The sequence below is a fragment of the Pseudomonas beijingensis genome, assembly GCF_030687295.1.
Lineage (GTDB): Bacteria > Pseudomonadota > Gammaproteobacteria > Pseudomonadales > Pseudomonadaceae > Aquipseudomonas > Aquipseudomonas beijingensis.
In genome coordinates, this window is the sequence record NZ_CP117425.1 from 3643380 (window position 1) to 3657424 (window position 14045).

Annotated in this window: 8 protein-coding genes and 1 pseudogene; 6 read left to right on the top strand and 3 right to left on the bottom strand. The window is 60.4% G+C overall.

The window, feature by feature from the left end:
• Window positions 1-111: 111 nt before the first annotated feature.
• Window positions 112-1854 carry an OPT family oligopeptide transporter gene (locus PSH84_RS16540; protein ID WP_305481378.1) on the top strand — a complete coding sequence of 581 codons (1743 nt, stop codon included), beginning with the start codon at window positions 112-114 and terminating at the stop codon, window positions 1852-1854.
• Between the two features lie 7 nt (window positions 1855-1861).
• On the opposite strand, the gene PSH84_RS16545 is transcribed toward PSH84_RS16540, so the two are convergent.
• A complete protein-coding gene (locus PSH84_RS16545; protein WP_122568346.1) occupies window positions 1862-2764 on the bottom strand; it encodes a LysR substrate-binding domain-containing protein in 903 nt (300 codons plus the stop codon).
• Window positions 2765-2921: 157 nt separating this feature from the next.
• Between PSH84_RS16545 and ydiJ the strand changes: the two genes are divergently transcribed.
• A complete protein-coding gene (gene ydiJ, locus PSH84_RS16550; RefSeq protein ID WP_122568347.1) occupies window positions 2922-5984 on the top strand; it encodes a D-2-hydroxyglutarate dehydrogenase YdiJ in 3063 nt (1020 codons plus the stop codon).
• 164 nt (window positions 5985-6148) lie between these two features.
• Here the strand turns inward: ydiJ and PSH84_RS16555 are convergent, their stop codons facing one another.
• Window positions 6149-6961 carry a molybdenum cofactor biosynthesis F family protein gene (locus tag PSH84_RS16555; protein WP_122568348.1) on the bottom strand — a complete coding sequence of 271 codons (813 nt, stop codon included), beginning with the start codon at window positions 6959-6961 and terminating at the stop codon, window positions 6149-6151.
• Between the two features lie 125 nt (window positions 6962-7086).
• The gene (feaR, locus tag PSH84_RS16560) at window positions 7087-8052 is read right to left on the bottom strand and encodes a transcriptional regulator FeaR (RefSeq protein WP_122568349.1); all 966 of its coding nucleotides are present in this window, start codon (window positions 8050-8052) and stop codon (window positions 7087-7089) included.
• Window positions 8053-8278: 226 nt separating this feature from the next.
• On the opposite strand from feaR, the gene PSH84_RS16565 reads away from it, so the two are divergent.
• From PSH84_RS16565 to leuC, 4 genes and pseudogenes are all read left to right on the top strand, one after another.
• Entirely contained in the window at window positions 8279-9718 is a 1440-nt protein-coding gene (locus PSH84_RS16565) for an APC family permease (RefSeq protein WP_240998518.1), read from the top strand.
• A gap of 48 nt (window positions 9719-9766) precedes the next feature.
• On the top strand, window positions 9767-11068 hold the full coding sequence (locus tag PSH84_RS16570) for an NAD(P)/FAD-dependent oxidoreductase (protein ID WP_305470611.1): 1302 nt from the start codon (window positions 9767-9769) through the stop codon (window positions 11066-11068).
• A 78-nt stretch (window positions 11069-11146) separates the two neighbouring features.
• Window positions 11147-12463 (top strand): alginate export family protein, encoded by a 1317-nt coding sequence (locus PSH84_RS16575; protein ID WP_305481379.1) that lies wholly within the window; start codon window positions 11147-11149, stop codon window positions 12461-12463.
• A gap of 158 nt (window positions 12464-12621) precedes the next feature.
• A pseudogene (gene leuC, locus PSH84_RS16580) lies at window positions 12622-14044 on the top strand (3-isopropylmalate dehydratase large subunit).
• Window position 14045 lies beyond the last annotated feature (1 nt).

Genomic DNA, 14045 nt, shown 5'->3' on the forward strand with positions numbered 1-14045 from the left:
GGATCAGTTACAAGGCTAGCGACTGACACTCCGCTATCGCGAGCAAGCTCGCTCCCACAGGGGGCCTGTCTGCGTCTGGCGGCTGCTTCCCAGTGCCGATAAGGACTTCGCATGCATCCAACCTCGTCCACATTTCCCTTGCACACCACCGTCGAACGCGAACTTAGCCTGCGTGCGGTCAGTACGGGGATCGTCCTTGGTATCCTGCTGACGCCTTCCAATGTCTATGCCGGGTTGAAGATCGGTTGGTCGTTCAATATGTCGATCATCGCCTTGCTGATCGGCTATGGCATCTGGCAAGGCTTGGCCAGTCGATCGGTGGGGCGACTGCCCTGGACGCTGCACGAAAGCAATATCAACCAGACCGTAGCCTCTGCCGCTGCGTCGATCATTTCCGGTGGGCTGGTCGCGCCCATCCCGGCCTACACCTTGCTGACCGGCCAGCAGTTGGAGGCCATTCCCATGGTGGCCTGGGTTTTTTCGGTGAGTTTCCTGGGGATCTGGATTGCCTGGTACCTGCGCCCCTCACTGCTCAATGACAAGGCGCTGAAATTTCCCGAAGGCATGGCAACCCTGGAAACGCTGCTGCACATCTACAACCACGGCCACGAAGCCGCGACGCGTTTGAAGGTGCTGCTCAGCGCCGCCTTGCTGTCCGGGCTGGTCAAGGCGGTCGACACCTTCATGTGGGCCATCCCGCGCTGGTCTCCGAGCGCTCAACTGGAACGCCTGACCTTCACCGCTGACCCGTCGCTGCTGTTGGTGGGGTTTGGCGGCATCATCGGTATTCGCGTGGGCCTGACTCTGCTGCTCGGCGCCTTGCTGGCGTGGGGCGGGTTGGCGCCGTGGCTGCTGGAGCAAGGCCTGGTGCAGTTGCCGAGCGGCAGCAGCGGCCCGCAGTTCGCGGCGCTGGTGGAGTGGTTGCTCTGGCCGGGGGTGAGCCTGATGGTCTGCTCGACCTTGGCCTCATTGGCGATTCGCTTGTGGGCCTTGCACCGGTCGACCAAGGCGGGCGGCGGGGCGATCTGGACGGTCCCAAAGCCTGGGCCTGCCGTCGGTTTCGCGCTGTCGATCATTTTGGTGGTCAGCCTGCAAGTGCTGTTGTTCGGCATCAACCCATGGATGGCCTTGTTGACCATTCCCTTGGCGATCTGCCTGGCGGCGGTGGCCGCCCGTGTGGTCGGAGCCACGGGCATTCCGCCGATCGGGGCCATTGGGCAACTGTCCCAGTTGAGTTTCGGCATCGCCGCCCCGGGCCAAGTACCGATCAATCTGATGAGCGCCAACACCGCTGGTGGTTCGGCCGGGCAGTGCACCGACTTGATGAACGACTTCAAGGTCGGCCGGGCGATTGGTGCCACGCCGCGCAAGCAGTTGATCGCCCAGACCCTGGGGATTTTCGTCGGCAGCATCGTCGGCGTGCTGGCCTATCTGGCCCTGATCCCGGACCCGCAAACCATGCTGCTCACCGAAGAGTGGCCGGCCCCGGCGGTCGCCACCTGGAAGGCCGTGGCGCAAACACTGACCCTGGGCCTGGATTCATTATCAGCGAGCATTCGCTGGGCGATTTTCATCGGCGGCCTGGTCGGTTTGTTGTTGGGGATCCTCGACAGCCTGCTGCCGGCGCATCGGGCCCGCTATCTGCCAAGCACGGCGGCCTTGGGACTGGCCTTCGTCTTGCCGGCCTCGGTGTCCCTGATGATGGCCCTCGGTGCGGTGCTCACGTGGCTGGTGAGCTGTCGCTGGCCGAGCCTCACCGAACGCTTCGCCATTACCGCGGCGGCGGGGTTGATTGCCGGGGAGAGCATTACCGGGGTAGGGGCGTCGTTGTGGCAGATGCTGGGGAATGGGTGAGGCGACCTCAGTTATCGGGAAACGGCAACGACAGAAGCCAAGTGCTAAAGGCCTTCAGCGCCGGTAGATGTTGGTATCGGCTCGCATAGACCAGGTAGTAGCTGCGCCCACTTTCCATCGGTTCGAACAACGCAACCAGGTCGCCGCTCTTCAGTTCATCCTGCACCAGGATCTGCGGAACCAGCCCGATTCCAATTCCCGCTGATACGGCTTGGATAAGGTGGGCCGTGAGTTCGAAGCTCGGGCCTGATCGCATGTTGCGGTGGTCGACGTTGTGCTTGTCGAACCAGTCCGACCAGACACCTGGCCTTGAGACGACGTTCAACAAGGCATGCTCGGCAACGTTTGCCGGCGACATGGCCCGGTACTCGGGCAGCGCGGTCGGACTGGCGATCACCACCAGCTTTTCCGTGAGCAACTGATGGGAAACGTAGCCGGGCCATTCCCCCGAGCCTGCGCAGATGATTGCGTTCATGTCATGGGTGGAGGATTGAACGTCTTCGCGGATGATCCTCGAATGTATGTGCACCAGCAGGTCCGGGTGCTTGGCATAGAACTCATGCATCCGTGGCAGCAGCCATTTGGAACCGAGGGTTGGCAGGACGGCCAGGTTCAAGGGGCCGCTGTCGTTCTTGTAGGCGATGGCCTGCAACGTTGCGCTTCGAATACGCCCCAGCGCGGCCGCCAGCTCGTGCTGATACAGCGCGCCCGCCGCGGTCAATTCAATCTTGCGGCCTTCACGGCGGAAGAGTTCGATTTCAAGTTGCGCCTCCAGGGTTTGTACCTGTCGACTGACGGCGCTCTGGGTCAATGCCAGCTCTTCCGCGGCCTTGGTGAAGCTGCAATGGCGCGCGGCGGCCTCAAAGGCAACCAGCAGTGACATCGAGGGTGTCAGGCGTCTAGGGTTCATTCATAAAGCTCATGCAAAGCCAGCAGGAATTACGTTTGCTCCCACCGTGAAGGGAGGCAAGAATCATGAAAACCTTGTGCAACTGCTCGATGCGTCTTGTGCCGAGCATACGTAATGTGAATGCATAGATTAGCTTCTCAGCCTGTAGGAATACATCATGATTGCCCGGTTAACGCCTCCTGATCCCCAGAAAGCGACCTATGACGCTTTTCTAAACGCGCTCCAAGTGGCGGGGTTTCGAGGCGAGATTGCCCGCGACCATGGCGACCGGACGGTTTTGGCCACCGACAATTCCATCTACCAGCGCCTGCCCCAAGCGGCAGTGTTTCCCCTGGATGAACAGGACGTGACGATCCTGGCGCGCCTGGCCGCCGAACCCGTACACCGTGCAGTCGTGCTCACGCCGCGTGGTGGTGGCACCGGCACCAATGGGCAATCGCTCACCGACGGCGTGGTGGTCGATCTTTCCCGTCACCTGAACAACATCCTGGAAATCAACGTCGAGGAACGCTGGGCCAGGGTGCAGAGCGGTGTGGTCAAGGACCAGCTGAACGCAGCGCTCAAGCCCTACGGTTTGTTCTTCGCCCCCGAACTCTCGACGTCGAATCGCGCCACCATTGGCGGCATGATCAACACGGACGCCAGTGGCCAGGGGAGCTGCACCTACGGCAAGACGCGCGATCATGTGCTTGAGCTTTCGACGGTATTGCTGGGCGGTGAGCGTCTCACCAGCTCAGCGGTCGACGCGGCGCTGTTGCCGGCGCTGCTCAACCGCGAGGATCGGGTGGGCGAGGTCTACACGTGCGCGGTGGACATCGCCGATACTCACGCCGAGCTGATCAGGGACACCTTTCCGAAACTCAACCGCTGCCTGACCGGTTATGACTTGGCCCATCTACGCGAACCCGATGGGCGCTTCAATCTGAACAGCGTTCTTTGCGGCTCCGAAGGGTCCCTGGGCTTCATCGTCGAAGCCAAATTAAATGTTCTGCCCATCCCGAAATATTCCATCCTGGTGAACGTGCGTTACGCCGGGTTCATGGACGCCCTGCGTGATGCCAAGGCGTTGATGGCCATGAAGCCGCTGTCGATCGAGACCGTGGATTCAAAAGTGCTGATGCTGGCGATGAAGGACATTGTCTGGCACGGCGTCGCCGAGTACTTCCCTGAAGACCCTGCCACGCCGACGCTGGGGATCAACCTCATTGAGTTCAGCGGGGATGACGAAGCGGCGGTTCAGCAGCAGGTTCATGAGTTCGTCCTGCACCTGCAGCGTGATGCTTCCGTTGTCCGCTTGGGCCACACCCTGGCGATCGGCGCCGATGCGCTCAAGCGTGTCTATGCGATGCGCAAGCGCGCCGTGGGGTTATTGGGCAACGTCAAGGGCGAGGCCAGGCCCCAGCCCTTTGTCGAAGACACCGCGGTTCCACCTGAACACCTGGCGGACTTCATCCAGGCGTTCCGTGCGCTGCTCGATAGCCATGACTTGCAGTACGGCATGTTCGGTCACGTCGACGCCGGCGTCCTGCATGTGCGTCCGATCCTCGACATGAAGGATCCTGTTCAGGCCGCATTGATCCGGCCGATTTCCGATGCGGTCGCAGCTTTGACGCAGCAGTATGGCGGATTGTTGTGGGGCGAGCACGGCAAGGGGCTGAGGTCGCAATACGTGCCCGATTACTTCGGTGATTTGTACCCCGCGCTGCAAGCGTTGAAGGCGGCTTTCGATCCCTTCAACCAACTCAACCCGGGCAAGATCGCCACCCCGAATACGGTCCCCGATGCTCGACTGACCCGCGTCGATGAAGTGGAAATGCGCGGTGCCCTGGACCGGACCATCGATGAACGCGTCTGGCAAAGTTATGACACGGCGGTTCATTGCAACGGCAATGGCGCGTGCTACAACTTCGATCCGGATGACGCCATGTGCCCGTCCTGGAAGGCGACGCGCAATCGCATTCACTCGCCCAAGGGGCGGGCCTCGCTGATCCGGGAATGGCTGAGGTTGCAGGGGGAGCAGGGTGTCGATGTGCTGGCGGCCAGCGATCGGGTTCGAGGGGCTGGCGGGGCGCAGGGTGTCGCGCGTCGGGCCGTGAATAGCCTGGCCCGGAAGATGGGGCAGCCAGATTTTTCCCATGAGGTCTACGAAGCGATGACCGGTTGCCTGGCCTGCAAATCCTGCGCGGGTCAGTGTCCTGTCAAAGTGAATGTGCCGGAGTTCCGCTCGCGTTTCCTTGAGCTTTATCACAGCCGCTACCTGCGTCCTCTCAAGGACTACCTGATTGGCTCATTGGAATACACGGTGCCGTATCTCGCCAAAATGCCGCGCCTGTACAACTTCGTGATGAGTGCCCGGCCGATCCGCTGGGGGCTCGAACGAGTAGCCGGGATGGTCGATAGCCCGCTGCTCAGTTTGGTGGATTTTGCCGCCGTGTGCCGGCGCTGGAACGTGGAGGTGGCAACCCCTGCACGCCTGGAAACGCTTAGCGCTGAGCAGCGGGAGAAAAGCGTCATCCTCGTTCAGGACGCGTTTACCCGTTTTTTTGAAACGCCATTGCTTGTTGACTGGGTGGATCTGATTTCGAGACTGGGCTACAAGGTTTTCCTGGCCCCGTACGCGCCCAATGGCAAACCGCTTCAGGTCCAGGGTTTCCTGAAGGCGTTTGAGAAGGCTGCCAGCTTCAATGGCCAGTCCTTGCTCAGCCTTCAGCAGTACGGGATTCCATTGGTGGGACTCGACCCGGCGATGACCCTGGTCTATCGACAGGAGTACGCCAAGACCCTGGAAACCGGTAACGCTCCCCAGGTGATGCTTGCGCAGGAGTGGTTGATTGATGCGCTGCCGGAACATGCAGTTGTGGAGGCGAGCGAGCCTTATCACTTTCTGCCGCATTGTACGGAGAAAACCAACGAGCCGGGCAGCATCGGGCAATGGCAGAAGATTTTCCAACGCGTGGGCCTGACGCTTCAAGTGCAAGCCAGCGGCTGTTGCGGGATGTCGGGCACCTATGGGCATGAAACGCGAAATGCTGGAACGTCTGACACGATCTATGGACAGTCCTGGAAGCCGCTCCTGCAGAAATTCAATCAGTCGGGCAGGGTGATTGCCGATGGGTATTCCTGCCGCAGCCAGGTGAAGCGGCAAGAGGGTGTGGCGGTGCTTCATCCATTGCAGGTGCTGTTGGCGCGAGTGAAAGCGGTGTCACTCGAACGCGGATAGGTGCGAGTGACAAACCCGTGGCGAGGGAGCTTGCTCCCGCTGGGCTCTGTAGGAGCTGGCGAAGCCTGCGATCTTTTGATCTTTTGATCTTTCGCTTGAAATTCAAGTGTCAGGGGGAAGATCGCAGCCTCGCTTCGCTCGACAGCTCCTACACATTCGTACGTTCAAAATGAAGCAGGGTACGCCGTCTCGTTCAGTACCGTCGCCTTCGAACCAAAGGTCAGGTGGATCAGCTTTCCGGGCTTTGGGTCCCAGCAAAAGAAGCGTCCGATGGAACGCATTTGCGCGAGATCCACGACGATGACCGATTCCACGGGCATGATCGTTTCGGTCCAGAACAACACGTAGAGGTCATCGGCAACGTCGAAATAAGCGCAACGCTCGACATCGGCCATGCCTTTTTCCGCGCCGTTCACGCAGTGCCAGGCCATGGTTTGCGCGCCGAAATAGACGTGCTCATACCAATCGTCCGCGCTGTAGCGGTACAGCACGCGCTTACCGACCAGGCTGGATGCCTGGAGAATGGGCGAACCACCGGGCTTGCCATCGACCACGGCGGTGACGAAGTCGGTACGGGTGCGTTTTTCACTCCCACGATTGTAGAAGGCGGAGACCGCCGCCAGCACGTCGCCGGTCTCGTATTTCCACACCAGCGTGGCCGACTCCTGGTGTTCGGGTTTCAGGAATTCGACGAAGAAAATGCCGGGCCGTACTTCCACCGCTTCGTAGGTTTCCGTTTCGGATGCGCCGGTGCCTTCGCCCTCGAGGATGGTCCAGGTCAACGTCGTGTCATCGACAAAGTGATGCTCGATCAGCCAGCCGTTTTCGAAGCGAAGGTTGGCTTTTTTTCCAGCCAGGAATGGGCTCGGTGGGTATTTGTATTCATTGAAACCATCGGCCATTTCTTCCAGGGTTGGCCAGTGTTCTTCTGGCACGAAAGGCTGGTTCTTCAATGCTTGTTCAATTTGATAGCTCACAACGCTTCCTCGATTTCACGGCCGGTGCCGATTGAGGTTTCATGCTAGGAGCGGGGGGCTATCAATGTCTTGGCGCAGGGTGCCATCGCTTGTGCTGGAGTGACACATTGCCGACAACGCCTAGATCACCTGTATTCGTCTGAATGCTGATAGCGATAGTCGCGAGGAGAAATGCCGAATCGCGCCTTGAACGCCTTGGAAAAATGGCTGACGTCGTTGAAACCCCAGGCGTAGGCAATGGCGGTGATTTTTTCCTGAGGGGCAGCCTGACGGATGGCCTCGGCGCAGTGTTGCAGCCGCTGTTCCAGGATGTAGCGTCCCATGGTGGTGTGCTGTTGGGCGAACAACCGGTGCAGGTTCCTGACCGACGTGCCGATGGCTTCGGCCAGGCGCTCGGGAGACAGTTCGCTGTCGCGCAGATGCCGTTCGATCAGGACTTTTGCCTTGACGAGTTTCTGTGCCTGGCCACTGGAATGCTCACCGTCGTGCGCGGCGCTGACACCGGGCCGCAACAGCATCAGCAAGGCGTCGAACAACGCTGCGGTTTCTTCCGGTTGAAGGCTGGCGGCGTCGAACAAGCGCTGGGTCATCAGGCCGGCCATGCTGCCAAGGGCGCTGTTGGCAGCCAAGGGCCGATTGAACAGCAATTGCCGCTGTCCCAGGCGTTGCCGCAGCGCCTGACGGGGAATGATCAGGGACATCTGGTCGCTCAGGCTATCGAAATAAAAATCGCAGGGCTGGGTGATGTCCAGCAGCACCAGGTCACCCTTGCCGAGCCGGGCCCTATTGTCAGCCTGGCACATCGATGCACTGCCACCCACTTGTAAGACCAGGTAGAAGAAATCCTTGTCGTCGGCGCGAATGTCGCTGTGGGCTCGGTGCAGGTGCTGACAGTTGCTGATGATGCGCGAGCCGTCCAGCGCAGGGTGGGGGCCGATCAAGTTTTTCATCGCGCCGGTGAAACTCGCCAGACCCGGTCCGGCCGGCGGTTCTGCATGAAAGGTGCCGCATTTTTCGCCAAGGTCGTGATGCCAGGCTTCGAACCCCTGGGGGCCCTGGTAGAGCGGCTCTGCTTGCCAAGCGTTATGCATCGTGACCTCGGCTGCCGGCTGAGCGCCGGTTTTGTTTTTATGGTTGGATCGACCGTCGGCAGGTTTCCGGCGATAGAAGCATTTAGTAACAGGCCTGTTGAAAAGGCAAGCATCCGCCCAGCCATGGCAGTGACAGACATGTGCACGACATTCTGAACCATGTCCTTGCCCGTCCAGAGGGGCGTTTAATGGACGTGTGTTTCTTACTCGGCTGGAGTCTATTCCCGTGGATACAACGTATAACAATACCCAGGCCTCGGCTTCGCACCTGCAAAAGACCCTGCGCTGGACGGACGCATTCGCGCTGTCGATGGCGGTGTCGGGCTCGATTTTCGCCTCTTTCGGCTTTGCCCTCGGCGCACTCGGCCCGGTCGCGGCCTTGTTGCTCTGGGTCGGTTCGGCCGCCATCGGTGCCTGTCAGAACTGGATCTTTCTTGAGGTCAGCGCGATGTTTCCCGATAAACCCGGCGGCATCGCGATGATCGCGGCTGAAGGCTGGCGCAAGCGCTGTGCCTGGGTCGGCCCTTTGGCCGCGTTCGGCTACTGGTTGGGTTGGTCGGCGGTGCTTTCCATCATCGGCGTCAGCGCCGGCGCGCTGATTCAGGCCCAGTGGTTTCCCGAGCAGACCTGGAGCCTCGACACCGGCCTGGCCAACATCGGTCTGGCGCAGTTGATCGGGGCGGGCTTGATCCTGATCTTCTGGCAATTCAACCGGCGTGGCATCCATTTGGCGGCATCGATTTCCAAATACATGGGGGCGCTGTTGCTGGTGCCGATCCTGGTGCTGGCGGTCGCACCGTTATTGGCCCATGGCTGGAGCCTGGACCGGTTCCAGTCGGCCTGGCAGGCGCAAGAGGCGTTTAACTGGGGATCGTTGCGCACCGCGTTGGTCTGGCTGTTCTTGATCAGTTGGAGCGCCTACGGCACGGAGATGTGCGCGGCCTTCGGCCCTGAATACCGCAGCCAGCGGGATATGCGCCTAGCGTTGATGAGTTCAGGCGGTTACACCGTGTTGGTGTTTGCCGCGGTGGCCTTCGGCTTGGGTGGCTTGGTGGATCCGCAAGCGGCCCTGGAAAACCCCAGCGGCTTCTACATCGGCGCTTTTAACGCCGTGCTGGGCTCGGGCTGGAGCAGCTTTTTTGTCGCCACGTTGTTGGTGGGGCTGTTCATGGGCCTGAATGCGGCATTGGCCGATGGCTCGCGGGCGCTGTACGGAACGGCGTTGGAAGGGCTGACCATCAAGCAATTGGGCGTGCTCAACAAGCATCAGGTGCCGGGACGTTGCATGAGTGTGGCGGTGGTGGTGAACCTGGCAATGATCTTTTTCCTGTCTTCGCCCCTGGCGATTCTGGTGACGGCCAATATCGGTTATCTGATCGCCATCTTCTTCGCCCTCTCGGGGTTTATCTGGCTGCGCAAGGACGCGCCGTTGCACCCGCGTCCGGTGCGCCTGGGGCGCGGCTGGCTGGCGGTGGCCTGGTTGTTGAGCCTGTTCACCGCCGTGGTGGTCGTGGTTGGGGCCGCCTCGGCCGAACTGGCCGGTTATGGCGGTTTGAAAGAAGTCTTGATCGCCGTGGGCATCCTCACGTGTTCGCTGCTGCTGTATGCCTATCGACGCGTCGTCCAGGACCGTGTGCCAGCCTTGCCGCCGGTATCCCAGCATTGAACTGCATCGTATTGACAATAATAAAAGCGCTGACCAAGAGGAACACCCATGTTGTCCGTTGAAACACCTACGACCTATTACACGGCCACCCGCAAATATGATTTGAAATTCGATGATCTGGAGCAGGATCTGGAAGCCGAAGTGGTGGTCATCGGAGGCGGATTCTCCGGCATCAATACCGCGCTGGAACTGGCCGAGCGCGGAGTGACGGACGTGGTCGTGCTGGAGGCCCGCTACCTGGGTTTTGGTGGCTCGGGGCGCAATGGTGGACACGTGATGGCCGGGATCGGCCATGACCTGGAGAAGATTCGCAAAAGCGTCGGGGAGGAGGGACTCAAGGCGATTTTCGAGATCAGCGATCTGGGCGCATCGATCATCCAGAGCCGCATCCAGCGTTACCAGATTGACGCGGATTTCTGCCATGGCTACGGCTACCTGGGTTTCAACAAGCGACAGGGGCGCCTGCTGCAGGCGTGGGAAAAGGAATACAAGCAGCTCAATCCGGAGCATGAGATTGCCTACCTCGAAGGCGCCGAAGTCAGGAACATCGTCGGCTCCGATGTGTACAGCTGTGCCCTCAAGCATATGGGCAACGGTCACATCCACTCGCTGAACATGCTGTTGGGGGCGGCCAAGGCCCTGGTGGAACTGGGAGGGCGCATTTATGAAAACACCCCCGTGCTTGAAGTGACCTACGGCGACACCATCACCTTGCGCACGGCGAAGGGATCGGTGCGGGCAAAAAAAATCCTCTGGTCCTGCGGCGCATTTCTCGACCGCTTGGAACCCGAACTGCACAAGACGATGGTCAGCACCTACGCCTTTCAATTGGTGACGGAGCCGCTGCCGACCTCGCTGATCGAGCAGATCAGCCCGATTCGTGGGGCTTTCAGCGATATTCGCCCGGTGATCGAGTATTACCGGGTGACCAATGAAAATCGTCTGCTGTTTGGTTCCGCGACGCGCCTGCTGGAGTACATTCCCAACGATTTGAAGGTATGGAACCGCCATCTGATGCTCAAGGTTTTTCCGTACCTTGAACACGTGAAAATCGACCTGGCCTGGGGTGGGCCGATGGAGTGCAGCGCCAACCTGTTCCCGCAAATCGGCACGCTGCCTGGGCGCAATAACGCTTATTTCGTCCAGGGTTACTCGGGCTTCGGCGTGACACCGAGCCACGTGGTCAGCCGTGTCATTGCCGACGGGATGACCAGCGGATCGCGGCATTGGGATGTGATGAGTGCGATCCCGCGAACGCGTATTCCTGGCAAGGACCATTGGCGAAACTTGATCTGCACACTCGGAAAAGTCAGTCACCAACTGGCGGGCTACCGCAACGGTCGCCGCTGACACCGCTTTATCCCTGACCTGACCAGCGCCGCCTGGCGGCGCCCACTGTTTCTCCTTTCTGACATCGGAGTTCGGCCTATGCACGCCTATAAAAAAACAATCGTTGTGCTTTCGCTCACCTGCGCCGCTGTTCCAGGGCTGGCACAACCGCTCTACAACAATGGGGCAACAGAAGTCGATGCGCGCCTGCTGGCGTTGGCTGGTGCCTTCTACAGCCGTGAAAACTACTCGCAGTCTGGGACCCGCGGTGAGGGTTCCAGCCGCTGGCAGGAAGCGGTGCTGCAATACGGCCTTGATGCGCGCCATACCCTCGACGCCGGTTCGCAACTCTATGGCTCGTTGAATTGGGTCAGCTCCGCGACCTTTGGCGATGGCGATCCGGCGGGTTGGACCTCTGGTGACGAACGCACGACAAAAATCGAAGATGCCTACGTGGGCTGGCGCTCTGGCACGCTGTTCAGCGCCTTGGGCGAGAATGGCGTGGACCTGTCGGTCGGCCGGCAAAATATTGTGATCGGCGACGGCTTTCTGGTCAGTGGCGATGCCCTGAACTTGGGCAAGGAATTTCTCGACGGCCAGGCCAATCGAGGCGGGGCTTACTACCTGACCGGTCGCAAGGCGTTCGACCGCACGGCCGTGCTGCGCTTGGGTGGCCAGCAAGGCTGGCGCGGTGACCTGATGTGGCTCAAGTCTGACAACCCGGCCCAAGCCAGTCCGGAACTGGCGGTCGGTACGCTGGAACATGTCAGTCCCCAAGGCACCCTTGGCCTGACCTACCTGAACGTCACCGACACTGACCAGACCATGGCCGACATGCTGTTTCCCGACCGTAAGGGCATGCAGCTCTATAGCGTGCGAGGGCAAGGCAATGCCGGTGTTGCCGGGTTATTCCTGGCGGGTGAATACGCCTGGGAAGACAAGGACAACGCCAGGGAGAACGCCTGGTACCTGGAGGCCGGCTGGACCTTTGCCGACCTGCCCGGCACGCCTTCGATCAACTACCGCTACAGCCGTTTCTCGGAGGGCTACGACCCGCTTTTCTATGGGAACGGCCGGGCGCTGGGCACCTGGTTCCAGGGTGAAGTCGCGGCCAACTATGCGGGGCCGTTCAACAGCAACGCGGCCGTGCAGCATCTGGGTTTGAAGGTCACCGCCGCCGATGACCTCAAGCTGGGGATGTTGCTCTACACGTTCCGTACGCTCGATACTCGCCGTGGCCAGCTTGACGCCGATGAAGCGGATATCTATGCCGAATGGGCGATCGACCCGCACTGGACCCTGATGCCACTGGTCGGTCTCTACAAGCCGAAGCAGAGTTCGGCGAGCGGCGGGACGCAAGTGGGCAATAGCCGCACCAATCTTTATGGTCAGGTACTGGTGGCGTGGGCGTTCTAATTCAATGATGACTGCATGACGCTGGCGGAAGCTCGGTGTCTGAACACGCTGATTGTTCACGAATCGTGTTTCATACCATTACCTGAGGGCCATTGAAGGGTTTTTCATTGCGAATATTCTTTGTTCATCCGTGACCCGGCACAACAGAGCGCATCGCAATGAACAGCCCTCGTACCCTCTACCAGAAACACATCGACAGCCACACTGTCGCTACCCTGGACGATCAAGGGCATGTATTGCTCTACATCGACCGCCAGGTGGCTAACGAATACACCAGCCCTCAAGCCTTCAGCGGGCTTCGCGAGGCGAAGCGTGATGTCTGGCGCCCTCAGGCCACGCTGGCGGTCGTCGACCATGTCAACCCGACCACCCCGAGTCGTGTCGCTGCCATGCCCGACGCCGGCGGCGCCTTGCAGGTCGCATATTTCGAGGAGAACTGTCGGGACTTCGGCATCGAGCTTTTCGATGTGCTGGACAAGCGCCAGGGGATTGAACACGTGGTCGCGCCGGAGCAAGGCTTTATCCTGCCTGGCATGGTGGTGGCCGCGGGCGACAGCCATACCACGACCTATGGCGCCCTGGGTGCGTTTGGTTTTGGTATTGGCACCTCTGAAATCGAGCATTTGCTGGCGACGCAGACGTTGGTCTACAAGCGCCTGAAAACCATGCGCGTCACGGTCACCGGTACGCTGGGCATGGGCGTCACCTCGAAGGACATCATCATGGCGCTGATCGAGAAGATTGGCGCGTCAGGCGCGACCGGGTACGCCATCGAGTTCGTTCGGCCCGGTCATCAGCGCATTAAGCGTCGAGGCGCGGATGACCATGTGCAACATGGCAGTGGAGGCCGGCGCCCGGGGAGCCTTCATGGCGCCCGATGGAAAGGTCTATGACTACCTCAAGTCCAAGCCGCGTGCGCCTCAAGGCGAGCACTGGGATGTCGCCGAAAAAAAGTGGCGCGAACTCTTCACCGACGAGGACGCGTTGTTCGACAGGGAAGTGCGGGTGGACGTGGATGCGTTGGAGCCGATGGTGACCTGGGGAACCAGCCCGGACCAGGCGTCGCCTGTGGGTGGCAAGGTTCCAGACCCAGCGACCGTCGCCGATCCGATCCTGCGCCAGGGCATGCAGCGCGCCTTGACCTACATGGGGCTGGAGGCCGGCATGGCGTTGAGTGACGTGCAGATCAGCCATGCCTTCATCGGCTCGTGTACCAACGCGCGCATCGAAGACTTGCGTGACGTCGCACGGGTGGTGAAGGGCAGGAAAGTCGCCTCGACAGTGCGGGCGATGATCGTCCCCGGATCAACTCTGGTGCGTGCCCAGGCTGAGGAGGAAGGCTTGGCCAGGATCTTCCTCGAGGCCGGTTTTGAATGGCGCCAGTCCGGATGCTCGATGTGTCTCGCCATGAACGATGACGTGCTTGCTCCGGGCGATCGTTGTGCGTCCAGCACCAACCGAAATTTTGAAGGTCGTCAGGGGGCGGGCGCACGCACTCACCTCATGAGCCCGGCGATGGTTGCCGCTGCAGCCATCCGTGGTCGCCTGACGGACGTACGCCTATTGGCCGAGGAGGCTTGAG